Annotated in this window: 20 protein-coding genes; 11 read left to right on the forward strand and 9 right to left on the reverse strand. The window is 59.7% G+C overall.

All coding sequences use genetic code 11. The annotated features are described in order from the left end of the window. Positions 1–196: 196 nt before the first annotated feature. From acnD to prpD, 3 genes are all read left to right on the forward strand, one after another. Positions 197–2,791, forward strand: a complete 2,595-nt coding sequence (acnD, locus tag KW837_RS01955) for a Fe/S-dependent 2-methylisocitrate dehydratase AcnD (RefSeq protein WP_192342509.1) — start codon at positions 197–199, stop codon at positions 2,789–2,791. Between the two features lie 70 nt (positions 2,792–2,861). Further along, the gene (prpF, locus tag KW837_RS01960; RefSeq protein WP_218394327.1) at positions 2,862–4,052 is read left to right on the forward strand and encodes a 2-methylaconitate cis-trans isomerase PrpF; all 1,191 of its coding nucleotides are present in this window, start codon (positions 2,862–2,864) and stop codon (positions 4,050–4,052) included. Between the two features lie 209 nt (positions 4,053–4,261). Then, the gene (prpD, locus tag KW837_RS01965; protein ID WP_218394328.1) at positions 4,262–5,746 is read left to right on the forward strand and encodes a 2-methylcitrate dehydratase; all 1,485 of its coding nucleotides are present in this window, start codon (positions 4,262–4,264) and stop codon (positions 5,744–5,746) included. A gap of 135 nt (positions 5,747–5,881) precedes the next feature. Here the strand turns inward: prpD and KW837_RS01970 are convergent, their stop codons facing one another. Next, complete coding sequence (locus KW837_RS01970) at positions 5,882–6,700, reverse strand: pyruvate, water dikinase regulatory protein (RefSeq protein WP_123496393.1); 819 nt, start codon at positions 6,698–6,700, stop codon at positions 5,882–5,884. 174 nt (positions 6,701–6,874) lie between these two features. Here KW837_RS01970 and ppsA point away from each other — a divergent pair, with 174 nt between their 5' ends. The 8 genes from ppsA to KW837_RS02010 all read left to right on the forward strand — a co-directional run bounded on the left by ppsA (position 6,875) and on the right by KW837_RS02010 (position 15,078). Beyond that, a complete protein-coding gene (ppsA, locus tag KW837_RS01975) occupies positions 6,875–9,250 on the forward strand; it encodes a phosphoenolpyruvate synthase (RefSeq protein WP_218394329.1) in 2,376 nt (791 codons plus the stop codon). 193 nt (positions 9,251–9,443) lie between these two features. Beyond that, entirely contained in the window at positions 9,444–10,433 is a 990-nt protein-coding gene (locus tag KW837_RS01980) for an alpha/beta fold hydrolase (RefSeq protein WP_192342513.1), read from the forward strand. A 174-nt stretch (positions 10,434–10,607) separates the two neighbouring features. Continuing rightward, positions 10,608–11,099 carry a ribonuclease E activity regulator RraA gene (gene rraA / locus KW837_RS01985; protein ID WP_007902085.1) on the forward strand — a complete coding sequence of 164 codons (492 nt, stop codon included), beginning with the start codon at positions 10,608–10,610 and terminating at the stop codon, positions 11,097–11,099. A 25-nt stretch (positions 11,100–11,124) separates the two neighbouring features. Beyond that, positions 11,125–12,120, forward strand: a complete 996-nt coding sequence (locus tag KW837_RS01990) for a zinc transporter ZntB (protein WP_123496401.1) — start codon at positions 11,125–11,127, stop codon at positions 12,118–12,120. A gap of 63 nt (positions 12,121–12,183) precedes the next feature. Continuing rightward, positions 12,184–12,432, forward strand: coding sequence for a hypothetical protein (locus tag KW837_RS01995; protein WP_007902080.1), 249 nt, complete (start codon positions 12,184–12,186; stop codon positions 12,430–12,432). A gap of 2 nt (positions 12,433–12,434) precedes the next feature. Beyond that, positions 12,435–13,259: a mechanosensitive ion channel domain-containing protein gene (locus KW837_RS02000; RefSeq protein WP_007902078.1), complete on the forward strand. Its 825-nt coding sequence runs from the start codon at positions 12,435–12,437 to the stop codon at positions 13,257–13,259. An 86-nt stretch (positions 13,260–13,345) separates the two neighbouring features. Beyond that, complete coding sequence (sigX, locus tag KW837_RS02005; protein ID WP_032830573.1) at positions 13,346–13,936, forward strand: RNA polymerase sigma factor SigX; 591 nt, start codon at positions 13,346–13,348, stop codon at positions 13,934–13,936. A gap of 107 nt (positions 13,937–14,043) precedes the next feature. After that, positions 14,044–15,078: an OmpA family protein gene (locus KW837_RS02010; protein WP_218394330.1), complete on the forward strand. Its 1,035-nt coding sequence runs from the start codon at positions 14,044–14,046 to the stop codon at positions 15,076–15,078. A gap of 170 nt (positions 15,079–15,248) precedes the next feature. Here the strand turns inward: KW837_RS02010 and cobA are convergent, their stop codons facing one another. From cobA to KW837_RS02050, 8 genes are all read right to left on the reverse strand, one after another. Then, entirely contained in the window at positions 15,249–16,016 is a 768-nt protein-coding gene (gene cobA, locus KW837_RS02015; protein ID WP_218394331.1) for a uroporphyrinogen-III C-methyltransferase, read from the reverse strand. Positions 16,017–16,026: 10 nt separating this feature from the next. Continuing rightward, on the reverse strand, positions 16,027–18,741 hold the full coding sequence (locus KW837_RS02020; protein WP_218394332.1) for a nitrate reductase: 2,715 nt from the start codon (positions 18,739–18,741) through the stop codon (positions 16,027–16,029). After that, the gene (gene nirD / locus KW837_RS02025; RefSeq protein WP_007902067.1) at positions 18,741–19,058 is read right to left on the reverse strand and encodes a nitrite reductase small subunit NirD; all 318 of its coding nucleotides are present in this window, start codon (positions 19,056–19,058) and stop codon (positions 18,741–18,743) included. The genes KW837_RS02020 and nirD overlap by 1 nt, the downstream gene beginning before the upstream one ends. Further along, complete coding sequence (gene nirB, locus KW837_RS02030; protein WP_218394333.1) at positions 19,055–21,508, reverse strand: nitrite reductase large subunit NirB; 2,454 nt, start codon at positions 21,506–21,508, stop codon at positions 19,055–19,057. The genes nirD and nirB overlap by 4 nt, the downstream gene beginning before the upstream one ends. Before the next feature lie 403 nt (positions 21,509–21,911). After that, positions 21,912–23,582, reverse strand: a complete 1,671-nt coding sequence (locus KW837_RS02035; protein ID WP_218394334.1) for a bifunctional protein-serine/threonine kinase/phosphatase — start codon at positions 23,580–23,582, stop codon at positions 21,912–21,914. A gap of 7 nt (positions 23,583–23,589) precedes the next feature. Beyond that, positions 23,590–24,801, reverse strand: coding sequence for a NarK/NasA family nitrate transporter (locus tag KW837_RS02040; RefSeq protein WP_192342518.1), 1,212 nt, complete (start codon positions 24,799–24,801; stop codon positions 23,590–23,592). 360 nt (positions 24,802–25,161) lie between these two features. Further along, positions 25,162–25,737, reverse strand: a complete 576-nt coding sequence (locus tag KW837_RS02045) for an ANTAR domain-containing response regulator (RefSeq protein ID WP_008006986.1) — start codon at positions 25,735–25,737, stop codon at positions 25,162–25,164. A 15-nt stretch (positions 25,738–25,752) separates the two neighbouring features. Next, entirely contained in the window at positions 25,753–26,964 is a 1,212-nt protein-coding gene (locus KW837_RS02050; protein ID WP_218394335.1) for a CmpA/NrtA family ABC transporter substrate-binding protein, read from the reverse strand. Positions 26,965–26,975 lie beyond the last annotated feature (11 nt).

Below are 26,975 nucleotides of genomic sequence, written 5' to 3' on the forward strand. Positions count from 1 at the left end.
GCTACCGCGCTGGTTACTGAATGAACCGGGAACCAGTGTGGGAGCGGGCTTGCTCGCGAAGACGGACTGGCATCCAACATTGATGTCGACTGACACTCCGCTTTCGCGAGCAAGCCCGCTCCCACATTAGATTGGGTTCAGTTCAGTAGCCGCGCCAGGCCCCACCTTTTGAAACCACCGTGACCGAGTCCTGACGATGAACACAAAATTCCGCAAACCGCTGCCCGGCAGCCATCTGGATTATTTCGACGTCCGCGCGGCGGTCGAGGCCATTTCGCCTGGCGCCTATGACACCCTGCCGTACACCTCCCGCGTGCTGGCGGAAAACCTTGTGCGTCGCTGCGACCCGGCCACGCTCACCGAATCGCTCAAACAATTCATCGAGCGCAAACGCGACCTCGACTTCCCATGGTTCCCCGCCCGCGTGGTGTGCCATGACATTCTTGGCCAGACTGCCTTGGTCGACCTCGCCGGCCTGCGCGATGCCATCGCCCTGCAAGGCGGCGATCCGGCGCAAGTGAACCCGGTAGTGCCGACTCAGTTGATCGTCGACCACTCGCTGGCCGTCGAGCGCGGCGGCTTCGACCCGGAAGCGTTCGAGAAGAACCGCGCCATCGAAGACCGTCGCAACGAAGACCGTTTCCACTTCATCAACTGGACCAAAAAAGCCTTCAAGAACGTCGACGTGATCCCGCCGGGCAACGGGATCATGCACCAGATCAACCTGGAGAAAATGTCGCCGGTGATTCAGGTGCGCGACGGCGTGGCCTTCCCCGATACCTGTGTCGGCACCGACAGTCACACCCCACACGTCGATGCGCTGGGCGTGATCGCCATTGGTGTTGGTGGCCTGGAAGCGGAGAGCGTGATGCTGGGTCGCGCATCGTGGATGCGTCTGCCGGAAAGCGTCGGTGTCGAGCTGACCGGTAAGCTGCAACCGGGCATCACCGCCACCGACATGGTGCTGGCGCTGACCGAATACCTGCGCAAACAAAAAGTTGTCGGCGCGTGGCTGGAATTCTTCGGTGAAGGGGCTTCGGCTCTGACCTTGGGCGACCGCGCGACCATTTCCAACATGGCCCCGGAATACGGCGCCACGGCGGCAATGTTCTACATCGACCAGCAGACCATCGACTACCTGAAACTCACCGGCCGTGAAGACGAGCAAGTGCAGTTGGTCGAGAATTACGCCAAGACCACCGGCCTGTGGGCTGACAGCCTCAAGGGGGCGCAATACGAGCGCGGCTTGACGTTTGACCTGTCCACCGTCGTGCGCAACATGGCCGGCCCGAGCAATCCGCATGCCCGTGTGGCGGTTTCGGATCTGGCCGCCAAAGGTATCTCCGGCCAGTGGGACGACGTGCCTGGCCAGATGCCGGATGGCGCGGTGATCATCGCCGCCATCACCAGTTGCACCAACACCAGCAATCCACGCAACGTGATTGCCGCTGGCCTGCTGGCGCGCAACGCCAACAAGCTCGGGCTGACCCGCAAGCCATGGGTCAAATCCTCGCTGGCGCCGGGTTCGAAGACCGTGGCGCTGTATCTGGATGAAGCCGGGCTGACTACAGAACTGGAGCAACTGGGCTTCGGCGTCGTGGCCTTCGCCTGCACCACGTGCAACGGCATGTCCGGCGCGCTGGACCCGGTGATCCAGCAGGAAATCATCGACCGCGATCTGTACGCCACGGCCGTACTCTCCGGTAACCGTAACTTCGACGGGCGGATTCACCCGTACGCGAAAAACGCGTTCCTGGCTTCGCCGCCATTGGTGGTGGCTTACGCCATTGCCGGGACCATCCGTTTCGACATCGAAAAAGATGTGTTGGGCGTGGTCGATGGCAAGGAAATCCGTCTGAAAGACATCTGGCCGAGCGACGAAGAAATCGACGCGGTGGTCAAGGCCTCGGTGAAACCGGAGCAGTTCCGTCAGGTGTACATCCCGATGTTCGCCATCCACGAAGACACCGGTCCGAAGGTCGCGCCGCTGTATGACTGGCGCGAAATGAGCACCTACATCCGTCGTCCGCCTTACTGGGAAGGTGCGCTGGCCGGCGCGCGTCCGCTCAAGGGCATGCGCCCGCTGGCGGTGCTGCCGGACAACATCACCACCGATCACCTGTCGCCTTCCAACGCGATCATGCTCGACAGCGCCGCCGGTGAATACCTGGCGAAAATGGGCCTGCCGGAAGAAGACTTCAACTCCTACGCCACCCACCGCGGCGACCACTTGACCGCGCAGCGCGCGACGTTCGCCAACCCGAAACTGTTCAACGAAATGGTCCGGGAAAACGGCAAGGTCAAGCAGGGTTCCCTGGCGCGGGTCGAGCCCGAAGGCCAAGTGATGCGCATGTGGGAAGCCATCGAAACCTACATGGAGCGCAAGCAGCCGCTGATCATCATCGCCGGTGCCGACTACGGCCAGGGTTCGTCCCGGGACTGGGCAGCCAAAGGTGTGCGTCTGGCGGGTGTGGAAGCGATTGCCGCTGAAGGTTTCGAGCGCATCCACCGCACCAACCTGGTGGGCATGGGCGTGTTGCCGCTGGAGTTCCAGTCGGGCACCGACCGTCACACCCTGGCCATCGACGGCAGCGAAACCTACGACGTGATCGGCGACCGCACTCCGCGTGCGACGCTGACGCTGGTGATCAATCGCAAGAATGGCGAACGCGTCGAAGTGCCGGTGACCTGCCGCCTCGACACCGCCGAAGAAGTGTCGATCTACGAGGCCGGCGGCGTGTTGCAGCGTTTCGCCCAGGACTTCCTCGAAGAATCGGCGGTCGCCGTCTAAATCACGAAGTGCGGACACGGGGTTTCAGGCCTGTGTCCGCCTGCCTTTACGATAAGGAGTAGGAGCACCAATGGCTCACGCACCTCAAATTAAAATCCCCGCCACCTATATGCGTGGCGGCACCAGCAAAGGCGTGTTCTTCAGCCTGAAAGACCTGCCCGAAGCGGCACAGATTCCCGGCCCGGCTCGCGATGCGTTATTGCTGCGAGTGATCGGCAGTCCCGACCCATACGACAAGCAAATCGACGGCATGGGCGGTGCGACGTCCAGCACCAGCAAAACCGTGATCCTGTCGAAAAGCCTCAAGGCCGACCATGACGTCGATTACCTGTTCGGTCAGGTCTCCATCGACAAGCCTTTCGTCGACTGGAGTGGCAACTGCGGCAACTTGTCGGCGGCAGTCGGTTCGTTCGCGGTCAGCAATGGCCTGGTGGACGCCAGCCGCATTCCGCACAACGGCGTGGCGGTGGTGCGCGTGTGGCAGGCCAATATCGGCAAGACCATCATCGCCCACGTACCGATCACCAACGGTGAGGTGCAGGAAACAGGTGATTTCGAACTCGATGGCGTGACCTTTCCGGCGGCCGAAGTGCAGCTCGAATTCATCGACCCAGCGGCGGAAGAAGAGGGTGGCGGTGGTTCGATGTTCCCCACCGGCAATCTGGTGGATGACCTCGAAGTGCCGGGCGTCGGTACGCTCAAGGCGACCCTGATCAACGCTGGCATCCCGACCATTTTCATCAATGCTGAAGACATCGGCTACACCGGCACCGAGTTGCAGGGCGCGATCAACGGCGACCTGAAGGCCCTGGCGATGTTCGAAACCATCCGCGCTTACGGCGCGTTGCGCATGGGGCTGATTGAGCATCTGGACGAAGCGGCCAAGCGTCAGCACACACCGAAGGTGGCGTTCGTCGCCAAACCGGCGGATTACATTGCCTCCAGCGGCAAAAAGATCGCCGCCACCGACATTGATTTGCTGGTGCGCGCGCTGTCCATGGGCAAACTGCACCACGCGATGATGGGCACGGCAGCGGTGGCCATCGGCACAGCGGCGGCAATTTCCGGCACGTTGGTGAACCTGGCGGCGGGCGGCATCGAACGCAACGCTGTGCGCTTCGGTCATCCCTCCGGCACTTTGCGCGTGGGCGCCGAGGCCGGTCAGGTCAACGGTGAATGGAGCGTGAAAAAAGCCATCATGAGCCGCAGTGCGCGGGTGTTGATGGAAGGTTATGTCCGCGTGCCGGGGGACTCTTTCTGACAATTTAGAAGTCACCCAAAACCCTGTGGGAGCGGACTTGTCCGCGATGAGGCCTTCACATTCAACATCTATGTTGGCTGATACACCGCTATCGCGGGCAAGCCCGCTCCCACAGTTAATTGCATTTCAATAACAAGAATGGCGTCACCAACTAAGATTGATCCTGAACCGAGGTCCCATCAGCGAACCACTGACCGAGTGAATCGAACATGAGCGCCAACGTCGACCTGAACAACCGCCCCGACTACGACACGGTCCTGCAGGACATCGCTGACTACGTCCTCAACTTCAAAATCGACTCTACCGAGGCGCTTGATACCGCCCGCAATTGCCTGATGGACACCCTCGGCTGCGGTCTGCTGGCGCTGCGTTTTCCCGAATGCACCAAACACCTGGGACCCATCGTCGAAGGCACGGTCGTCCCTTTTGGCGCTCGCGTGCCGGGCACCAGTTACCGTCTCGATCCGGTCAAAGCGGCGTGGGACATCGGTTGCATCGTTCGCTGGCTCGATTACAACGACACCTGGCTCGCCGCCGAATGGGGTCATCCGTCCGATAACCTCGGTGCCATTCTCGCGGTGGCTGACCACCTGTCGCAAAAACGCCTGGCCAATGGCGATGCACCGCTGACCATTCGTGTGGTGTTGGAAGCGATGATCATGGCCCATGAGATTCAAGGCGTGATTGCGCTGGAAAATTCCTTCAATCGTGTCGGTATCGATCACGTCATCCTGGTGAAGGTCGCCTCGACCGCCGTCACCGCCAAGCTCATGGGCGCCAATCGCGAGCAATTGCTGTCGGCGTTGTCCCATGCCTTTGCCGACGGCCAGGCGCTGCGTACTTACCGGCATGCACCCAATGCCGGGTCGCGTAAATCCTGGGCAGCGGGGGATGCGTCCAGTCGTGGCGTGCGTCTGGCGGACATTGCGATGCGTGGGGAGATGGGTATTCCCGGTGTGCTGACCGCCAGACAATGGGGGTTCTACGACGTGTTGTTCAGCCACACCAACAACGATCTGGCGCTCAAGCCTGAAGATAAACGTGGCTTCAGCTTCTCCCGGCCGTTCGGCAGTTACGTGATGGAAAACGTGCTGTTCAAGATCAGCTTTCCCGCCGAGTTTCATGCGCAAACGGCCTGCGAGGCCGCCGTCACCTTGCACCCATTGGTCAGGAATCGCCTGCACGAAATCGACAAGATCGTCATCACCACCCACGAATCGGCGATCCGCATCATCTCCAAGGTCGGTCCGCTGGCCAACGCTGCGGACCGCGACCACTGCATCCAGTACATGATCGCCGTACCCTTGGTGTTCGGTAATCTGGTGGCCGAGCAATATGAAGACGATTTCCACGCCGTACATCCGATCATCGACGTGCTGCGCGACAAAATGGTCATCGTCGAAGACCCGCGTTTCACCCGCGAATACCTGGAGCCGGATAAACGCTCCATCGCTAATGCGGTGCAGGTGTTCTTCAAGGACGGCTCCAGCACCGAGAACGTGATAGTGGAGTACCCGATCGGCCATCGCCGTCGCCGCATCGATGGTATTCCGCTGCTGGAAGACAAGTTCAAAGCCAATCTGGCGACGCGCTTCACGGCTCAGCGCAGTGCCGAGATCTTTGCATTGTGCAAGGACCAGGCTGCGCTTGAAGCGACTCCGGTGAACCGGTTTGTGGATTTGTTTGTGATCTAGGAGACCGAGTTATCGTTCTTCGCGAGCAAGCCCGCTCCCACATTGGATCTTTGTCGTACACAAAATCTGTGTTCGCTGAAGATCAAATGTGGGAGCGGGCTTGCTCGCGAAGGCGGCCTGGCAGGCGCTGAAGAACTACTTGAACCGCCGCTCCACACCTTTCTCTACCAGAATCTTCGCAGAGATTTCTTCCACGGAGAAATGCGTGGAATTGATGTGGGCAATGTTCTCGCGGCGAAACAGATTCTCCACCTCGCGCACTTCGAATTCGCACTGCGCGTAGCTCGAATAGCGGCTGTTGGGCTTGCGTTCATTGCGGATCGCCGTGAGGCGGTCCGGGTCGATGGTCAGGCCGAACAGCTTGTGATGATGGGCGCGCAGGGCGGTTGGCAGTTGCAGGCGCTCCATGTCGTCTTCGGTCAGCGGGTAATTGGCCGCGCGGATGCCGAATTGCATGGCCATGTACAAACACGTCGGGGTTTTACCACAGCGCGACACACCCACTAGTATCAGGTCAGCTTTGTCGTAATAGTGGGTGCGGGCGCCGTCGTCGTTGTCGAGGGCGAAGTTCACAGCCTCGATGCGCTCCATGTAATTGGAGTTGCCACCGATGGAGTGGGATTTGCCGACGGTGTAGGAAGAATGCTCGGTCAGTTCCTGTTCCAGTGGCGCCAGGAAGGTCGAGAAAATGTCGATCATGAAACCATTCGATGTCGCGAGGATCTCACGAATGTCCTGATTGACGATGGTGTCGAAAATAATCGGACGAAAACCATCGTTTTCGGCGGCTTTGTTGATTTGTTGTACCATGGCCCGCGCTTTATCCGCGTTGTCGATGTAGGGCCGCGTGATTTTGCTGAAGGCAATGTTTTCGAACTGCGCCAACAGGCTTTGACCGAGGGTTTCGGCCGTAATGCCCGTGCCATCGGAGATAAAGAAAGCAGATCGTTTCATTTGCACCTTGGGCCTTAAGCTAGTTTCGATTCTTGGATATAGTAGGCGCGATTTGTCGGCCGCCAGTGGCCAGCATTCTCACTTATTTTCCAGGTCCAGGCCATACAGCCGGCAAATGCTCCCCCGAGTCGCCGGCTTCTGAGCTTTTCCAACACAGTTAGTGGAGAGATCACCTTGGTAGAGTACGTAGTTTCCCTCGATAAGCTCGGCGTCCATGATGTAGAGCATGTGGGGGGCAAGAACGCATCCCTGGGCGAGATGATCAGTAACCTTGCAGGTGCCGGTGTATCGGTGCCCGGTGGCTTCGCCACGACAGCTCAGGCGTATCGTGATTTCCTGGAACTGAGCGGTCTGAACGATCAGATCCACGCAGCCCTCGACGCGCTGGATGTCGACGATGTCAACGCCCTGGCCAAAACCGGCGCCCAGATCCGTCAATGGATCATGGAAGCCGAATTCCCAGAGAAGCTCAATACCGAGATCCGCACCGCGTTCGCCACGCTGTCGGCCGGTAACCCTGACATGGCCGTTGCCGTGCGCTCTTCCGCTACCGCCGAAGACTTGCCGGACGCTTCCTTCGCCGGTCAGCAGGAAACCTTCCTGAACATCCGTGGTGTCGAAAACGTTATTCGCGCCGCTAAAGAGGTGTTCGCTTCCCTGTTCAACGATCGTGCGATTTCCTACCGCGTCCACCAGGGCTTCGACCACAAGCTGGTTGCCCTGTCGGCCGGCGTGCAGCGCATGGTCCGCTCCGAAACCGGCACCGCCGGCGTGATGTTCACCCTCGATACCGAATCGGGCTTCCGTGACGTGGTGTTCATCACCGGCGCTTACGGCCTGGGTGAAACCGTCGTGCAAGGCGCGGTGAACCCGGATGAGTTCTACGTCCACAAAGGCACGCTGGCAGCCGGTCGTCCGGCCATCCTGCGTCGCAATCTGGGCAGCAAAGCCATCAAGATGATCTACGGCGAAGTCGCCACGGCCGGTAAATCGGTCAAGACCATCGACGTGGACAAGGCCGATCGTGCCCGTTTCTGTCTGAGCGACGCTGAAGTCAGCGAGCTGGCCAAACAAGCGATGATCATCGAGAAGCACTACAAGTGCCCGATGGACATCGAATGGGCCAAAGACGGCGACGACGGCAAGCTCTACATCGTTCAGGCCCGTCCTGAAACCGTGAAGAGCCGCACTTCGGCCAATGTCATGGAACGCTACCTGTTGAAAGAAACCGGCACCGTGCTGGTGGAAGGTCGCGCCATCGGCCAGCGCATCGGCGCCGGCAAGGTCCGCATCATCAAGGACGTGTCCGAGATGGACAAAGTCCAGCCCGGCGACGTACTGGTCTCCGACATGACCGACCCGGACTGGGAACCGGTGATGAAGCGCGCCAGCGCCATCGTCACCAACCGTGGCGGTCGTACCTGCCACGCGGCAATCATCGCCCGTGAGCTGGGCATCCCGGCCGTGGTCGGTTGCGGCAACGCCACCCAACTGTTGCAAGACGGCCAGGGCGTGACCGTTTCCTGCGCTGAAGGCGACACCGGTTACATCTTCGAAGGTGAGCTGGGCTTCGACATCAAGAAAAACTCCGTGGATGCCATGCCGGATCTGCCGTTCAAGATCATGATGAACGTCGGCAACCCGGACCGCGCCTTCGACTTCGCGCAGCTGCCGAACGCCGGTGTGGGCCTGGCCCGTCTGGAATTCATCATCAACCGCATGATCGGCGTGCACCCCAAGGCGCTGTTGAACTACGACGGCCTGCCGCAAGAAATCAAGGACAGTGTCGACAAGCGCATCGCCGGTTATGACGATCCTGTTGGCTTCTATGTCGACAAACTGGTTGAAGGCATCAGCACCCTGGCCGCTGCGTTCACCCCGAAAAAGGTCATCGTGCGTCTGTCGGACTTCAAGTCCAACGAATACGCCAACCTGATCGGTGGCAAGCTCTACGAGCCGGAAGAAGAAAACCCGATGCTGGGCTTCCGTGGCGCTTCGCGTTACATCAGCGAATCGTTCCGTGACTGCTTCGAACTCGAGTGCCGTGCTCTTAAGCGCGTGCGCAACGAGATGGGCCTGACCAACGTTGAAATCATGGTTCCGTTCGTTCGTACCCTCGGCGAAGCCAGCCAAGTGATCGATCTGTTGGCCGAAAATGGCCTGGCTCGCGGCGAGAATGGTCTGCGCATCATCATGATGTGCGAGCTGCCGTCCAACGCGATCCTGGCTGAAGAATTCCTTGAGTTCTTCGACGGCTTTTCCATCGGCTCCAACGACCTGACCCAGCTGACACTGGGTCTGGACCGTGACTCCGGGATCATCGCGCACCTGTTCGACGAGCGTAATCCTGCGGTCAAGAAGTTGCTGGCCAATGCTATTCAGGCCTGCAACAAGGCGGGCAAGTACATCGGCATCTGCGGTCAGGGCCCTTCGGACCACCCTGATCTGGCCAAATGGCTGATGGAGCAGGGCATCGAAAGCGTTTCGCTGAACCCCGATTCCGTGCTGGAAACCTGGTTCTTCCTGGCTGAGGGTCAGGCTTCGGCCTGATGGTGTGGACGGGCCGCTCTCTGTGGGAGCGAGCCTGCTCGCGATGGTCGTAAACGATAACGCGTACTTGCTGGATAAACGCGTTGTTCTGGCGTCCTTCGCGAGCAGGCTCGCTCCCACATTGGCCGGCTCTCTTAGATATTCAAGTAGGGCGGGCTCCTCTGGATGCCGCCCTTTTTTGTGCAAGAGCATTATGCAAAGCAGCAGCAACCTATTTCCTGTCGCCCTGATCAGCGCCGAACGACGCGGTGATTTGAGCGAAGACGTCTATCGTTTGAAACCCGGCAACAGCCCCGACGGCACCGTCGAACTGGCTGTGACGCGCCTCGGCCTGGCCGATGAGCCGGCGGTGCGTGGCGTGCCGGTGATTCTGTTGCACGGCAGCTTTTCCAATCGACGGTTCTGGTTCTCTCCCAAAGGTTTGGGGCTGGGGGCTTATCTGACGCGCCTGGGGTTCGATGTATGGATTCCGGAAATGCGCGGTCATGGTCTGTCTCAGCGCAATCAGGACTATCGCAAAAACCGCGTCGCCGACTACGCGCGTTACGATTTGCCGGCCATTGGCGCATTCGTTCGCGAGCAAAGCGGCCAGGTCCCACACTGGATCGGTCACTCGCTGGGTGGCATTACGCTGGCGGCGGCGCTGGGTGGGGAATACATCGGCGAGCCTGTCGTCGCGTCTGCGGCGTTCTTCGGTACGCAGGTCAGCCGTACCTACTGGCCGTTGAAGTTTCCACCGGTGGAGTGGAGCGGGCGCTTCATCCTCAAGCGGTTTGCCCAACTGTCAGGTTCACGCCTCAAGCGCGGCCCGGAGGACGAGCCGATTGGCCTGGCCCTGGAAAGCATGCGCTGGTACGGGCTGTTCGGGCGTTTTGGTGATGCCGACAAGGACTGGTGGGCGGGTTTGGCCGAGGTTCAGTTACCGGTGTTGGCCGTGAGCGCCGCGGGCGATCATCAGGACCCGACCTGGGCCTGCCGCAAGCTGTTCGATCAGGTCGGCTCCGAGCACAAGCAATTCATCACCCTTGGCCGCGAGCAAGGCTTTGGCGATAATTTCGGTCATGTGGAAATGCTTGTCAGCAAGGCTGCGCAGACGGAAGTCTGGCCTTTGGTGGCGCGTTGGCTGGCAGATCAACAGACGCCTTTGCTGGGTGGAAAGCCGGATTTGGCCGCGGCAATTTGAGCCTGATGCTCTAACAAGGGCATTTCGCTCGGAACGGCTTGCGGCTAAGATATGACGCATTAAGCGGTTCTGGTCACTTTTAGTGATTGACTCGATCGGCGCGTTTGCAGCCGTTGAGCCTTGGTCCGCGTATGCTGCCTACTCGATTGTCTTCCTTTTCACAGGAGTTTCTCGATGAACCATTACCTCACGCCTGATCTTTGCGATGCCTACCCGGAGCTGGTGCAGGTGCTGGAACCGATGTTCAGCAATTTCGGTGGCCGTGATTCTTTCGGCGGCGAAATCGTGACCATCAAATGTTTCGAAGATAATTCGCTGGTCAAGGAGCAAGTAGCGCTCAAGGGGAACGGTAAAGTGCTGGTGGTCGACGGTGGAGGTTCCCTGCGCCGCGCGCTGTTGGGTGACCTGCTGGCCGAGAAAGCCGCCAGTAACGGTTGGGAAGGGCTGGTGATCTACGGTTGCATTCGCGACGTCGACGTCATAGCGCAAACCGATCTGGGGGTTCAAGCCCTGGCCAGTCACCCGATGAAAACCGACCGGCGCGGCGTTGGTGAACTCAATATTGCCGTGACCTTCGCGGGTGTGACTTTCCACCCGGGTCACTATGTTTATGCGGATAACAACGGCGTGATCATTTCGCCAAGCCCGCTGAAGATGCCTGAATAAAGCGCGTTTCATTAAAGGGGTGAGGATGTTCGAGGAAGAAAACGCGCAGTGGGGGCTGGTGCATGCCCTGGTGCTGGATGGTAAAGGCGGTGCGCGTTCGATAGCCCGGACTGAACTCGATGACTTGCAGCTGCAGGCCCATGAAAGCCTGTGGCTGCACTGGGATCGCAGTCATCCTCAAACCCAGACCTGGTTGCGTAAATACAGCGGTCTGAGTGAATTTAGTTGCGACTTGTTGCTGGAAGAGAACACCCGGCCGCGTCTTTTGCCGCTGCCGGACTCCGAGCTGTTGCTGTTTCTGCGCGGAATCAACCTCAATCCAGGTGCCGAGCCGGAAGACATGGTCTCGGTGCGGATCTTCGGGGCGGCCCAGCGGGTGATCTCGCTGCGTCTGCGGCCATTGCGCGCCACCGATGAGTTGCTGGCGCAACTGGCTGAAGGCAAAGGGCCGAGAACCGCCTCCGAACTCATTCTTTATATGGCGCAGTACCTCACTAACAAAGTGCAGGATCTGGTCAGCTGCCTCTCGGAAATCGTCGATGAGGAAGAAGAAAAACTGGATACCGACGAACGGTATACGCCGGAGCATGGGGCTGTTTTGCAGATCCGTCGCAGAGCGGCCGCACTGAAACGTTTTCTGGCACCGCAGCGGGATATTTTCGGTCAGTTGACGCGAATAAAACTACCGTGGTTCGTTGAAGACGATGGCGATTACTGGAACGAATTGAACAACAGCCTGACCCGTTATCTCGAGGAGCTGGAATTGACCCGAGAGCGCGTGGGGCTGGTCCTGGAGGCCGAAGACCGGCGTCTGAGCGTGCGCATGAATCGCACGATGTACCGCTTCGGGATCATCACCGGGATCTTTTTGCCGATGAGTTTTTTGACCGGTCTTTTGGGCATCAACGTCGGCGGTATTCCGTTCTCCACCAGCCCTTATGGCTTCCTGATCGCCTGCTTGCTGGCAGGCTCGGTAGCGCTGGGGCAGTGGTGGCTATTCCGACGTTTGCGCTGGTTCTGATGATGAGTCATGTGACCCGACCAAATTTGACCGCGTCTTTCACAGATATCACGAGAGGTGCGTATGCACGATCCGTTTGAACAGTCTTTGCGTGACATGCTCAAAGCTTCGCCGTCCAGCCGTGACGACGATGCCTGCCTGGGCCGCGTGCTGAAAACCGCCAACCGCCAGGTCGGTGCCGGCGATCTGTTCAGCCTGCTGGGCCGCTGGTTGCCCGCGCTGATGATCGCCCTGAATAACGGATCGGCCCATATCTCGCCGGTTTCCCGTCTTCGTAAACCTACCGCTCGCACTGCTGATAAGGCTGATTGAATATGGAACTTGATCTCTGGACTCAGAGCCTCGTCACTGCAATGACTGCGTTATGGACCAAGGTTGCAAACTTCATTCCGAACCTGTTTGGCGCACTGGTTGTGCTGCTGCTGGGTTTTGTCGTGGCCAAACTGCTGGACACACTGCTCTCCAAATTGCTCGCCAAACTGGGCCTCGATCGCCTGATGGGCGGCACCGGGCTGACCAAATTGCTATCCCGAGCAGGCCTTCAGGTGCCTATCTCGACGTTGATCGGCAAAATCGTGTATTGGTTCGTCCTGCTGATTTTTCTGGTTTCGGCCGCAGAATCCCTTGGACTTGAGCGAGTTTCGGCTACGCTGGACATGTTGGCGCTGTATTTGCCGAAAGTATTCGGCGCTGCGCTGGTACTGCTGGTGGGTGTCTTGCTGGCGCAACTGGCCAATGGGCTGGTGCGTGGCGCGGCTGAAGGCGTAGGGCTTGATTACGCCGCGGGCCTGGGGCGAATTGCCCAGGGCCTGGTGATCATCATCAGTATTTCGGTTGCGATCAGCCAGTTGGAGGTCAAGACTGACCTGCTCAACCATGTGATCGTGATCGTCTTGATTACCGTTGGTCTGGCGGTTGCGCTGGCCATGGGGTTGGGAAGCCGGGAAATTGCCGGTCAGATTCTTGCGGGAATCTATGTGCGTGAGTTGTATCAGGTTGGGCAACAAGTGCGAGTTGGCGAGGTCGAAGGTCAGATCGAAGAGATCGGCACGGTTAAAACCACCGTGCTGACCGACGAGGGTGAGCTAGTCTCTCTCTCGAATCGGATTCTCTTGGAGCAGCATGTGAGTAGCCGCTAACCCGGCAAATCCTGCTAATGTATGCCGCCGCAAAATGTCCTGAAGGACTGCGGCGGACATTGACCTGACTGTCGGCCAGACTTGTTTTGAATAAAGCTCAATCGCTCTCCACGCGCTACGACCCCCGCGAGCTCTCTGATGAGGAGTTGGTCGCGCGCTCGCATACCGAGCTGTTTCACGTAACGCGCGCTTATGAAGAACTGATGCGGCGTTACCAGCGAACATTATTTAACGTTTGTGCACGGTATCTTGGGAACGATCGTGATGCAGACGATGTCTGTCAGGAAGTGATGTTGAAGGTGCTCTACGGCCTGAAGAACTTCGAGGGGAAATCGAAGTTCAAGACGTGGCTATATAGCATCACGTACAACGAGTGCATCACGCAGTATCGGAAAGAACGGCGAAAGCGTCGCTTGATGGACGCTTTGAGTCTGGACCCCCTCGAGGAAGCATCTGAAGAAAAGATGCCGAAACCCGAGGAAAAGGGTGGACTTGATCGCTGGCTGGTGTATGTGAACCCGATCGACCGGGAAATTCTGGTGCTACGATTTGTCGCAGAGCTGGAATTTCAGGAGATCGCAGACATAATGCACATGGGTTTGAGTGCAACAAAAATGCGTTACAAACGCGCTCTAGACAAATTGCGTGAGAAATTTGCAGGCATTGCTGAAACTTAGTTCGGCGCAAATATCTCTTACGTGTAGGCAAGTTCTGATAGACTTGCCGCCGAGTTGTCCCCCGGTTTGCGGGACTGCTTCACAATCACCAGATGGGGATTTAACGGATGAAACTGAAAAACACCTTGGGCTTGGCCATTGGTTCTCTTATTGCTGCCACTTCGTTCGGCGCTCTGGCACAAGGCCAAGGCGCAGTTGAAATCGAAGGCTTCGCTAAGAAAGAACAATTCGACAGCGCTCGTAACTTCAAGAACAACGGCAACCTGTTCGGCGGTTCGATCGGTTACTTCCTGACCGACGACGTTGAACTGCGTCTGGCCTACGACGAAGTGCACAACGTGCGTTCCGACGACGGTCGTAACATCAAGGGCGCTAACACCGCTCTGGACGCCCTGTACCACTTCAACAACCCGGGCGACATGCTGCGTCCGTACGTATCGGCTGGCTTCTCCGACCAGAGCATCGGTCAGAACGGTTCCGGTGGTCGTAACGGTTCCACCTTCGCCAACGTTGGCGGCGGTGCCAAGCTGTACTTCACCGACAACTTCTACGCCCGTGCTGGCGTTGAAGCTCAATACAACATCGACCAGGGCGACACCGAGTGGGCTCCTAGCGTCGGTATCGGTGTGAACTTCGGTGGCGGCTCCAAGCCTGCTGCTGCTCCAGTTCCAGCACCAGCTGAAGTTTGCGCTGACAGCGACAACGATGGCGTTTGCGACAACGTTGACAAGTGCCCGGACACCCCAGCCAACGTAACTGTTGACGCTGATGGCTGCCCAGCAGTTGCTGAAGTTGTTCGTGTTGAGCTGGACGTGAAGTTCGACTTCGACAAGTCGGTAGTCAAGCCTAACAGCTACGGCGACATCAAAAACCTGGCTGACTTCATGAAGCAGTACCCATCCACCACTACTACTGTTGAAGGTCACACTGACTCCGTCGGTCCTGACGCTTACAACCAGAAACTGTCCGAGCGTCGTGCAAACGCCGTTAAGCAAGTTCTGACCAACCAGTACGGTGTTGAATCGTCCCGCGTTCAGTCTGTTGGCTACGGCGAATCCCGCCCAGTTGCTGACAACAAAACTGACGCTGGTCGCGCTGTAAACCGTCGCGTAGAAGCGCAGGTTGAAGCTAGCGCTAAGTAATTAGCTCGCAGCTCTGGAAAAGCCCGGCTTAGGCCGGGCTTTTCTTTGTCTGCGATTTGGGTTTCAGCGTTGGTTTTGCGTTGTTTCTAAAAGATCGCAGCCTGCGGCAGCTCCAGGGATAAATGCCAAATCCATGTAGGAGCCGCCGCAGACTGCGATCTTTTTGATCTCTACAAAGATAAACACCGAGCCAATGCAGGAGCTGCCGCAGGTTGCGATCTTTTGATCTCATCGCAGGCCGCCACTGCACCGATCACCAGAATCGCCGGGCTTTTGAGCTGGAAGTCACTGGCATCGTCTTCCATGGCTGCCAAGTCGCTCCGACATTCCCGTTGGTGCGGCAGGGAAGCATTTTCGATCATCGCCACAGGCGTATCGGCAGCCATTCCGCCGGCCAGCAGTTGCTCACGAATTTCACTGAGTTTTGCCACGCCCATATAAATCACCAGTGTTGTGCCCCCTTGTGCCAAGGCTTGCCAGTTCAGGCTGCTGTCATCTTGAGTGTGCGCGGTGACCAGTGTCACGCCACGCGCGACGCCCCGCAGCGTCAGCGGAATATCGCATTGGGTCGCGCCGGCAAGGCCAGCGGTGATGCCATTGACCAGTTCAACCTCGACGCCACGCTCACGCAGCCACTGCGCTTCTTCACCGCCGCGCCCGAAGATGCACGGATCACCGCCCTTGAGCCGCACCACGCATTTGCCGTGGCGGGTATAACGCAACATCAGGCGATGAATAAAGGCTTGAGGCGTGGAGCGACAGCCACCACGCTTACCCACAGGAATGATTCGCGCATTCGGGCAATGCTCCAGCACCGCCTCATTGACCAGATCGTCGATCAGCACCACGTCCGCTTCGCGCAACGCTCGAACCGCCTTGAGGGTCAGCAATTCAGGGTCGCCAGGACCCGCACCCACCAGCCAGACTTTTGCGCTCATAGTGTTTTCCTCACGAGATGACGGCGACTGGCTGCGCGGTGGCGGCCAGCAAACGCTTGATTTCCGGGACGCAGGAGCCGCATTGCGTGCCACAGCCCAGTTCTTGTTTCAAACCCTGCAAGTCCAGGCCACGCCCAATGCCGGCACACACCGCGTTCTGGCTGACGTTCATGCAGTTGCACAGGGTTTTGGTGCCCGATGCCGGTCCGCCAGCGGTGCCCGGTGGCGCACTCAAGGGCGCCAGCAGCCAACGGCGTAGCTGTTCGTCGGCGCGACCTTCGAGCCACAGACTTTGCAGCCAGTGTTGGGCCAACGTTTCACCGGCCAGGCGAATCGCGGTGATCCGACCGTTCTCGATCCGTACCCGCTTGCCGATCGAGCGCCGAGGATCGTCGTAGGCCAATACCGGGCCGTCGTTGAGCCCCAGGCACTGATCGATATCACGCAACAACTGCGGGTCTGGCGCGGTGGCGCTGGCAGCGCGTATCAGCAGTGCAGGACGCTCACGGCCGGTCAGGCTGAGGCTTGCGTAGGAAAACGCCTCGCAGAGCGGTCGTAGCGTCTCCAAATGCTGTTGAACATCACCCTCTATCAGAGCGAAAAGCTGCCAGGGCAATTGCACAGGCTCGAGTCGCACACCGCTGTGTTTGAGTTCCGGTTGTTTCGACAATGGGTCGAAGGCGGGGAGGGTGAGGGTATTCACGCCGCCCTTGAGAAAGCGGTCGCCCCAATGCATCGGCAGAAATGCCTGGCCCGGACGTACGCTGTCATCGCTGCTGACTGGCAAGATCACCGAGCCCCGGCGACTTTTCAGATTGATCAGGTCGCCAGGTTGCAGGCGATGCCGACGCAGTTCATCCGGGTGCAGGCTCAACACGGCTTCGCTGACATGGCCGAATAGCTGCGCGGCGGTGCCGGTGCGGCTCATGCCGTGCCATTGATCGCGCAGCCGGCCGGTGATCAGGGTCAGGGGGAAGCGCGCATCGCGTTGCTCCTTGGCGGCGCGATACGGGTCGGTGATGAACTGTGCACGCCCGCTGGCGGTCGGGAAAACTCCGTCGAGATACAGCCGCGCCGTGCCTTCGCGGGCCCCGGCGGGGAAGGGCCATTGCTGCGGGCCGAGCTGGTCGATCAGCGCATGGCTGATTCCGGAGAGGTCGAGGTCGCGGCCGCGAGTCAGGTGTTTGTATTCGTCGAAGACCTGCGCCGGGGTTTCAAAGGCAAACAGGCTGGTGGCTCCAGGGCGCAGATGTTTTTCCAGGCGCTGTGCGAAATCCACGGTGATCGACCAGTCGGGCCGTGCTTCACCGGGTGCGCCGATGGCCTGACGGACGTGGGAAATGCGCCGTTCGGAGTTGGTGACCGTGCCGTCCTTTTCACCCCAACTGGCGGCGGGCAACAGCAGGTCGGCGAACGCGGCGGTTTCGGTGGTGCGAAAGGCTTCCTGCAACACCACGAACGGACAGGCTTGCAGTGCCTCGCGCACAGCGGTCTGGTCCGGCAGCGATTGTGCAGGGTTGGTGCAGGCGATCCACAGCGCTTTGATCTTGCCGCTGCGCATCTGCTCGAACAGCTCGATGGCCGTCAGGCCGGTGGTCGCGGGCAGTTGATCAACGCCCCAGTAGTCAGCCACTTGCGCGCGGTGGTCGGCATTGGCTGCTTCGCGATGGCCTGGCAGCAGGTTCGACAAACTGCCGGTTTCCCGGCCGCCCATGGCATTTGGCTGACCAGTCAGCGAGAAAGGTCCTGCACCGGGCCGGCCGATTTGTCCGGTGGCCAGGTGCAGGTTGATCAACGCGCTGTTCTTCGCGCTGCCGGCAGTGGACTGATTCAGCCCCATGCACCACAGCGATAGAAAGCTCGGTGAAGTGCCGACCCATTGCGCGCATTGATGCAGTTGCTCGACGCTGATGCCACAGAGTTGCGACACCATTGTCGGGGTGTAATCGCGCACCAGGTTTTTCAGCTCGGCCAGGCCTTCGGTATGGGCCTTGATGAAGTCGCGGTCGACCCAGTCTTCCCACAGCAACAGGTGCAAAATCCCATGGAACAGGGCGACATCGGTGCCGGGCAGAATCGCCAGGTGCAGGTCAGCCAAATCGCAGGTGTCGGTGCGCCGTGGGTCGATGACGATGACTTTCATCTGTGGGCGGCGGGATTTGGCTTCTTCCAGGCGACGAAACAGTACCGGGTGGGCGTAGGCCATGTTGCTGCCGACGATCATCACGCAGTCGCTCAGTTCCAGGTCTTCGTAGTTGCAGGGCGGAGCATCGGCGCCGAGGCTGCGCTTGTAGCCGACCACCGCTGAAGACATGCACAGCCGTGAATTACTGTCGATGTTGTTGGTGCCCACCAGCGCCCGCGCCAGTTTGTTGAAGGCGTAGTAATCCTCGGTCAGCAACTGCCCGGAGATATAGAACGCAACGCTGTCCGGGCCATGCTCGGCGATGGTTTCGGCGAAGACGCTGGCGGCGTGATCGAGCGCCGTGTCCCAGTCGGTGCGGCTGCGGGCCAAGCCTTTGCCCAAGCGCAGTTCCGGGTACAACGCCCGTGCCGTCAAGTCGCCGGTCAGGTGCAGGGTCGAACCTTTACTGCACAATTTGCCGAAGTTGGCCGGGTGTGCCGGATCGCCGCTGACGCCGAGGATGCGCTCGCCGTCGTGCTCGATCAGCACACCACAGCCGACCCCGCAGTAGCAGCAGGTGGAGGCGGTGATCTGGTTCATCAGCTTGCTTCCCGCAGGGCGAGCAGCACCCGGCCGTTCTCGACCCGTGCCGAATGATGGTGGGCGCAGCCAATATCAGGGGCCTGGGCCTCGCCGGTTTCCAGGTCGATCTGCCAGTTGTGCAGCGGGCAGGCCACTCGTTTGCCGTAGATCAAACCCTGGGACAACGGCCCGCCCTTGTGCGGGCAGCGGTCGTCGAGGGCGAAAACCTCATCGTCGCTCGTACGAAAAATCGCGATGTCGCCTTTCGGGCCCGCGATGATCCGCGAGCCAAGGGTATTGATCTCTTCCAGTGCGCAGATATCCAGCCAGTTCATACCGACACCTCCAGGTCCTTCACGGGAATGACCTCGAATTCTTTTTTCAGCAGCGGTTGTTCGAGGCGTTCCTTCCAAGGGTCCTGTTCGAACGACAGGGAAAATTGCAGGCGATCGTTCAGTGCCTTGCGCCGTTCCGGGTCTTCCAGCACGGCTTTCTTGATGTGTTCCATGCCGACCCGTTGTAGGTAATGCACGGTGCGTTCGAGGTAGAAGGCTTCTTCGCGATATAGCTGCAGGAAAGCGCCGTTGTATTCGCGCACTTCTTCGGCGGTTTTCAGTTTGACGAAGAATTCCGCGACTTCGGTTTTGATCCCGCCGTTGCCACCGATGTACATCTCCCAGCCGGAATCCACGCCGATAATTCCGACGTCCTTGATCCCCGCTTCCGAGCAGTTGCGTGGGCAACCGGAGACGGCCAGTTTCACTTTGTGCGGCGACCACATGTTGAACAGGTCATGCTCAAGCTCGATGCCCAGTTGCGTGGAATTCTGGGTGCCGAAGCGGCAGAACTCGCTGCCGACACAGGTTTTTACCGTGCGGATGGATTTGCCGTAGGCGTGGCCGGACGGCATGTCCAGGTCTTTCCAGACGCCCGGCAGGTCCTGCTTTTTGATCCCCAGCAAGTCGATACGCTGGCCGCCAGTGACCTTGACCATCGGCACGTTGTACTTGTCGGCCACGTCGGCAATGCGCCGCAGCTCTGAAGGATTGGTCACACCGCCCCACATCCGCGGGACTACAGAGTAAGTGCCGTCTTTCTGAATGTTGGCGTGGGCGCGTTCGTTGATCAGGCGCGATTGTGGATCGTCCTTGGCTTCGCCTGGCCAGGTGGAAATCAGGTAGTAGTTGAGCGCCGGACGGCACGTGGCGCAACCGTTCGGGGTGCGCCAGTTCAAGTAGCTCATGGTGCCGGCGATGGTCAGCAGGTGCTGGTCGCGGATGGCCTGGCGGATTTGCCCGTGGTTGAGGTCACTGCAACCGCAGATGGCTTTCTCGCTTTTCGGCTTGACGTCTGCCGCGCCGCCCACGGTGTTGATCAGTATCTGTTCGACGAGGCCCGCGCAGGAACCGCAGGAGCTGGCGGCCTTGGTGTGTTTCTTCACATCATCGACGCTGAATAGCCCGTGTTCCTGAATGGCTTTGACGATGGTGCCTTTGCACACGCCATTGCAGCCGCAGACTTCGGCGGTGTCGGCCATGCTCATGGCTTTGTCCTGGCCCTGGTGTCCTACATCACCTAAAGCGTTTTCTCCAAACATAAGGTGATCGCGGATCTCGCCGATGCCATGGTTCTCACGGATCTGCCGGAAATACCAACCGCCATCAGCCGTATCGCCGTACAGACAAGCCCCGACCAGCACGTCATCCTTGATCACCAGTTTCTTGTAGACCCCGCCGATCGGGTCGGAGAGGGTGATGGTCTCGGTGCCTTCGCCGCCCATGAAGTCGCCGGCGGAAAACAGGTCGATGCCGGTGACTTTCAATTTGGTCGACGTCACCGAACCCTTGTAGGTGGCGAAACCCAGTTGGGCGAGGTGGTTGGCGCAGACCTTGGCCTGTTCGAACAGCGGCGCGACCAGGCCGTAGGCGATGCCACGGTGGCTGGCGCATTCGCCGATGGCGTAGACCCGAGGGTCGTAGGTTTGCATCGTGTCGTTGACCAGAATCCCGCGATTGCACGGGATGCCGGACTTTTCCGCGAGTTCGGTGTTGGGACGAATACCGGCGGCCATCACCACCAGGTCGGCAGGGATGATGTCGCCGTTCTTGAACTCAACCGAGCCAACCCGGCCATTGCCGGCGTCGTGCAGGGCCTGGGTCTGTTCGCACAGACGGAAATGCAGGCCTCGGGCTTCCAGGGCGGTTTGCAGGAGTTGGCCGCTGGTTTTGTCCAGTTGCCGCTCCAGCAGCCATTCGCCGATGTGCACCACGGTGACGTGCATGCCACGCAGCATCAGGCCGTTGGCGGCTTCAAGGCCCAGCAGACCGCCGCCGATGACCACGGCGTGCTTGTGGGTCTTGGCGGTGTCGATCATCGCCTGGGTGTCGGCAATGTCGCGGTAGCCGATCACGCCCTGCAAGGTATTACCGGGGATCGGCAGGATGAACGGGGTCGAACCGGTGGCAATCAGCAGGCGGTCGTATTCGGCCTCGGTGCCGTCTTCAGCGATGACCCGACGTTTGACCCGGTCGATCTCCACCACTTTACGGTTGAGCAGTAGCTTGATGTTGTTTTCCAGGTACCAGTCCAGATCGTTGAGCACGATCTCTTCGAAGGTCTGTTCGCCAGCCAATACGGGCGACAGCAGGATGCGGTTGTAGTTGGTATGGGGTTCGGCGCCGAAGACCGTGATGTCGTACAGCTCATTACTCAGCTTGAGCAGTTCTTCCAGGGTACGTACCCCGGCCATGCCGTTGCCGATCATCACCAGTTTTAGTTTTTTCATCAGGTTCTCCGGGGAGCTCGGGCCTGCCTCATCAGGGCATTCAGGCCTTGCTCGACAAAATTTTGCGCAAACAAAAAAAGGCGTCCCGCTAGTTAACTAGCGAGGACGCCTTTGTCCTTGTCCCGTTCTCTCGGGCAGCGCAGCCTTCTACGTTGAAGGTTGGGCTTTATGTATGTTGGGAAAGGTAATGCAGTGGTTGTGCCAAGTCGCACAAATGCGGAATTTATGGGCTCTCAGCACGGGAGGAGGGTGTTTGTGTGCACCGGTTCAATGCGCTATGCCCGGTTTTGAAGCAGAAAAGTCAAAAGATCGCAGCCTACGGCAGCTCCCGCAGGAGATCGTGGGCACCCGTAGGAGCTGCCGCAGGCTGCGATCTTTTGATCTTTTGGGTGAAGTGAAAAACTCAACCATGAAACAGCAAAAACAGCAGCACCAGATTCACCAGCAACGACACCAGCGCCAACGTCCGCCAGACTTTCAGCGGTTCGCGCTCCAGCAACGGTCTGGGGCGCACGCTCAAACTGCGGCGTTCTCCCTGTTCCAGTAGCAACAACCATTCTTCCGCCGTTTCAAAACGCTGATCCGGAGCCGCCGCCACCGCGCGCTCCAGACTTTGCGCGATCCATTCCGGCAGGTCGGGCCGGTAGCGACTGGCGCTGACAGGCACACCAAACCGAGGGCGCTGGAATGCTTCGATTTCGCCGTAGGGATAATGCCCGGTCAGCAGGTAATACAAGGTCACGCCCACCGCATACAAATCCTGTTGTGGTGTAGGAGGATCACCTCGAAAGGCTTCCGGCGCGATATAGCTGGGCGTTCCGGGCAGGGCGCAGGCTTGATCTTCGGACAGCCCGGGGCAGTAGGCGAGGCCGAAATCCAGCAAGCGCAGCTCACCGTCGTCCCCCTGCAGCAGGTTCTCCGGTTTGATATCGCGATGCAGAATTTGCCGTCGATGCAGTATGCCGACGGCTCGCAGCAGGCGTTCGGCCAGATCCAGCCATTGAGCCAATGGCAGCGTAGCGACACGCTCATGCAGCTCTGCCAAGGTAGACCCGGAATATTCACGCATCACGTAGTACAAATGCTGACGCTGACTGGCGGCATGGACTTCAGGAAAATGCCGCCCGGCCACACGTTTGAGAAACCATTCCTCTGACAACAACGCCTGCCCGGCCTGGTGATCGTCACGGAGCGCACTGGGCAAGGTTTTCAGCAGCCAGGGCTGTTGTTGTGCGTCGCGCACCCGGTAGAGCAGCGATTGCTGGCTCTGGCCGAGGATCCCTTCGACCTGCCAGCCTTCGAACGTCTGGCCCGGTTTCAGCGCAGGCGGGAGTGGCCATTGCTGCAGATGAATCAGCGCGTCGCCAATGCTGGTTTCACCGAGGGCATCGACCCGCACCAACAGGGCGCTGGCGTTGTCCTGACTGCCGGCCAGATGTGCAGCGTTGACCAGGGTCTGCGCGGCACTGTTCAGGTCGGGTTGATCGCGCAGAATCGCGGCAATGGCCGTGTCGCCCAGCACGGCCCAGATGCCGTCGCTGAGCAGCACGAAACTCTCGTTCAGGCGCAGTTCACCATCGAGAAAGTCCAGCACCAGGTGTTGATCCAGCCCAAGGGCACGTTTGAGCACATGCTGCATGCCCGGCTGGTCCCAGACGTGATCCTCACTCACCCGTTGCAGTGTGTCGGCGTGCCAGCGATAAACCCGGCAATCACCCACATGAGCCAGAGTGAAACGCCTGCCGCGCATCACCAAGGCACTGACGGTAGTCAGCAGCGGTTGCCCGCCGCCGTTCGCCTGCAACCAGCGGTTTTGCGCCAGTAGCAGACGGTCCAATGCCTGGGCGACGCCCCAGGTTTCCGGGGTGGCGTAGTAGTCCAGCGCCAAGGCCTGCAAGGTCGAACGGGCTGCGAGCCCGCCATCGGCACATTGGCTGACACCGTCGGCGATGGCGAACAGGTAACCCTTGCTTGCCGCCAGCGCCGGGGCCGGAGTGACCAGGCGCACAGCGTCCTGGTTCTCCTCGCGGGGGCCGATGGCGCTGTGTTCGGCGAAGCTCAGTTGCAGGCTCATTCAGTCCTCACACCCGTGCTGCGGTAACGGCTGCCGAACCCCAAGTGGTTCTCCAGCGACGTTTCACACCATGCAGACCAAACCAGGCGAGTACGCCGAGGCTGGCGAACAACCACAAGGCCATTTGATAGCTGCCGGTGCTTTGCTTGATCGCGCCCATGCCGGCGGCCAGTGCGAAGCCACCGATACCGCCGGCCATGCCGATCAGCCCGGTCATCACACCGATCTCCCGACGAAAACGCTGCGGGACCAACTGGAATACGGCACCGTTGCCTGCACCCAAACCGAGCATAGTGCACACGAAAAGCGCCAACGCGGCGTAGGAACTCGGCAGATTGAAACCTACCGTTGCAATGCAGATCGCTGCCACGGTGTACATCGCCAGCAAGGTGCGAATCCCGCCGAAGCGATCCGCCAGCGCGCCGCCCAATGGACGCATCAGGCTGCCACCGAACACACAAGCAGCAGTGTAGTAGCCGGCAGTCACCGGGCTCAGGCCGTACTGGTCGTTGAAGTAGCCGGGCAGGGCGCTGGCCAGGCCGATGAAACCGCCAAAGGTCACGCTGTAGAAAAACATGAACCACCAGCTGTCGCGATCACCCAGGGCCTTGAAATAGTCTGACACGGACTTGGGTTTCGGGCGCTCCGGTGCATTTTTGGCCAGCCAGGCGAAGACGATCAGGGTCAGGACCAACGGGATCAGGGCGAAGCCGAACACGTTGCTCCAGCCAAATGCAGCGGCCAGTACCGGGGCGATCAAGGCAGCGAGGACGGTGCCCGAGTTACCGGCACCGGCGATGCCCATGGCTTTGCCTTGGTGCTGGGGCGGATACCATTGCGAGGCCAATGGCAGGGCGACGGCGAATGACGCACCTGCCACGCCAAGGAACAGGCCTAGCAACAACGCTTGTTCGTAACTGTGGATGCCGACTTTCCAGGCGACGAACAGGGCGCAGATGACGATCACCTGGCCGATCAACCCGGCGATTTTTGGCGACAAACGATCAGCCAGCAGGCCCATCAAAAAGCGCAATATGGCCCCGGCCAGAATCGGCGTGGCCACCACCAGCCCGCGTTGTTGGGTGGTCAGGTGCAGATCAGCGGCGATCTGCACTGCCAAAGGGCCGAGCAGGTACCAGACCATGAAGCTCAGATCGAAATAGAGGAAGGCTGCGAACAGTGTCGGGGTATGGCCGGATTTCCAGAAGCTTGAATTCATCGCGCACCTCAGCTGTCAGGCGTATCAAGAAGGAGTCATGAGCTTGCAGGTGGGGCGCCGCAACGGCCGCACCACCAGCCCCGGTCTCTGGGGCCAAAACGGAAAAACGCCGCTACCCGATCCGCCAGGGGGCGAATGAGGTGAGCGACGTCTTCGTCGTAGGTGGGGCAACCGCCGTTGGTTACCTTGCAGGGATTACCTAGCGAGATCTGTGCCAACAAGGGAGACCGAGTCGCGGCCATTCGCGAGCAAGCCCGCTCCCACAGGGGAATTGTGTCGTTCACGACATTGAAGTTCGACACGAATCAAATGTGGGAGCGGGCTTGCTCGCGAAGGCGATCGATCATTCACAGCAGGGCTTCAGCCAAGCAACTCACTCATGGCAATGATCTGCTCCGCCACCTGTATCAGCTTCTGCTGGCGGCTCATGGCCTGGCGGCGCATCAGGGTGTAGGCCTCTTCTTCGTTGCAGTCCTTCATCTTCATCAACAGCCCCTTGGCCAGCTCGATGCGCTTGCGCTCGGCCAGTTGCTGGTCGCGGGCGTGCAGTTGCGCGCGCAGGGCCTGGTCGCTTTCAAAGCGCGCCATGGCCACGTCGAGAATCGGCTGCAAGCGTTGTGCGTGAATGCCTTCGACGATGTAGGCACTGACGCCGGACTTGATCGCCCGGCGCATCACGTCGGGGTCGTGCTCGTCGGTGAACATCACAATCGGACGTGGTTGGTCACGGGTCACCAGCACCACTTGCTCCATCACATCGCGGCTCGGTGACTCGGTATCGATCAAAATCACGTCCGGACGCACCGTTTCGACGCGCGCGGGCAGGTCAATGGTCAGGCCGGACTCGTCGATGACCTCGAACCCGGCCTCGGTCAGAGCCGCCTTCAGGCGCCCGACTTTTTTCGCAGTGTCATTGATCAGCAGGATACGCAACATATTCGTAGGCTCCTGTCAGCGGCTGGCGAGAAGGGGAGCGTTGTCGCTCATGGCGTGCAGCGTGAAGCTGCGGGCATAGCCGGCCGGGTCCGAGCCGTCCCAGATTTTGCCGTCGATCAGTTGACTGCTGCGCATTTCCTGACTCCGGGCAGGCACACCGACAGCAGTGGCGGCCTCACGGTATAAGTCTAGTTGTTGGACCTGACGCGCCACGTCGAGGTAATCCGGGTCGTCACGCAACAAACCCCAGCGACGAAACTGGGTCATGAACCACATACCGTCGGACAAATACGGAAAATTGACCTCGCCACCACCGTGAAAACCCATGGCGTGTGGGTCTTGCCAGCGATTACCCAGGCCGTCGGCGTAGTCACCGAGCAACCGTGGTTCGATGCAGTCGAGCGGTGCATCCAGATACTCAGGCGCACTCAACAGTTGCGCGGTGCTGCGGCGATTTTCGTGGCTGGCTTCGATGAATCGGCTGGCTTCGAGGATCGCCATCACCAATGCCCGTGCGGTGTTGGGGTATTGCTCGACAAAGGTTCGGGTGCAGCCGAGGACTTTTTCCGGGTGATCGGGCCACAGGGTCTGGCTGGTGGCCATGGTAAACCCGAGATTCTGCTGCACCGCACTGGCCGCCCACGGCTCGCCGACGCAGAAACCGTCGATGCGCCCGGCTTGCAGGTGCGCGACCATTTGCGGCGGCGGCACCACCACACTGTCGACATCCTGCAACGGATGAATGCCCTGACTCGCGAGCCAGTAATACAGCCACATGGCGTGGGTGCCCGTGGGAAAAGTCTGAGCGAAGGTCAGTTTTGGGCGACTTTGGTGCACGTGCCGGTCCAGTGCTTCAGGACTGGTCACGCCCAGGGCCTGCAAGCCGTGGGAAAGGTTGATGCTTTGGCCGTTCTGGTTCAGGCCCATCAGCACGGCCATGTCGGTGGAGGCTACGCCGCCGATCCCCAGGTGCACGGCGTAGATCAGGCCGTACAGGCTGTGGGCGGCGTCGAGTTCGCCGCTGACCAGTTTGTCCCGCAGGTTGGCCCAGGACGATTGGCGCTTGAGGTTCAGGGTCAGGCCGTAGGGTTGGGCAAAGCCCTGAGTGGCGGCGACCACCACTGAGGCGCAGTCGCTCAGGGCCATGAAGCCGAGGTTGATTTCAGTCTTTTCCGGGGCATCGCTGCCGTTGACCCAGGCCAGTGGGCCGGCTGATGGTTCGTTCATCGATTTCGCAC

Source organism: Pseudomonas sp. PDM24, from assembly GCF_019218905.1.
Lineage (GTDB): Bacteria > Pseudomonadota > Gammaproteobacteria > Pseudomonadales > Pseudomonadaceae > Aquipseudomonas.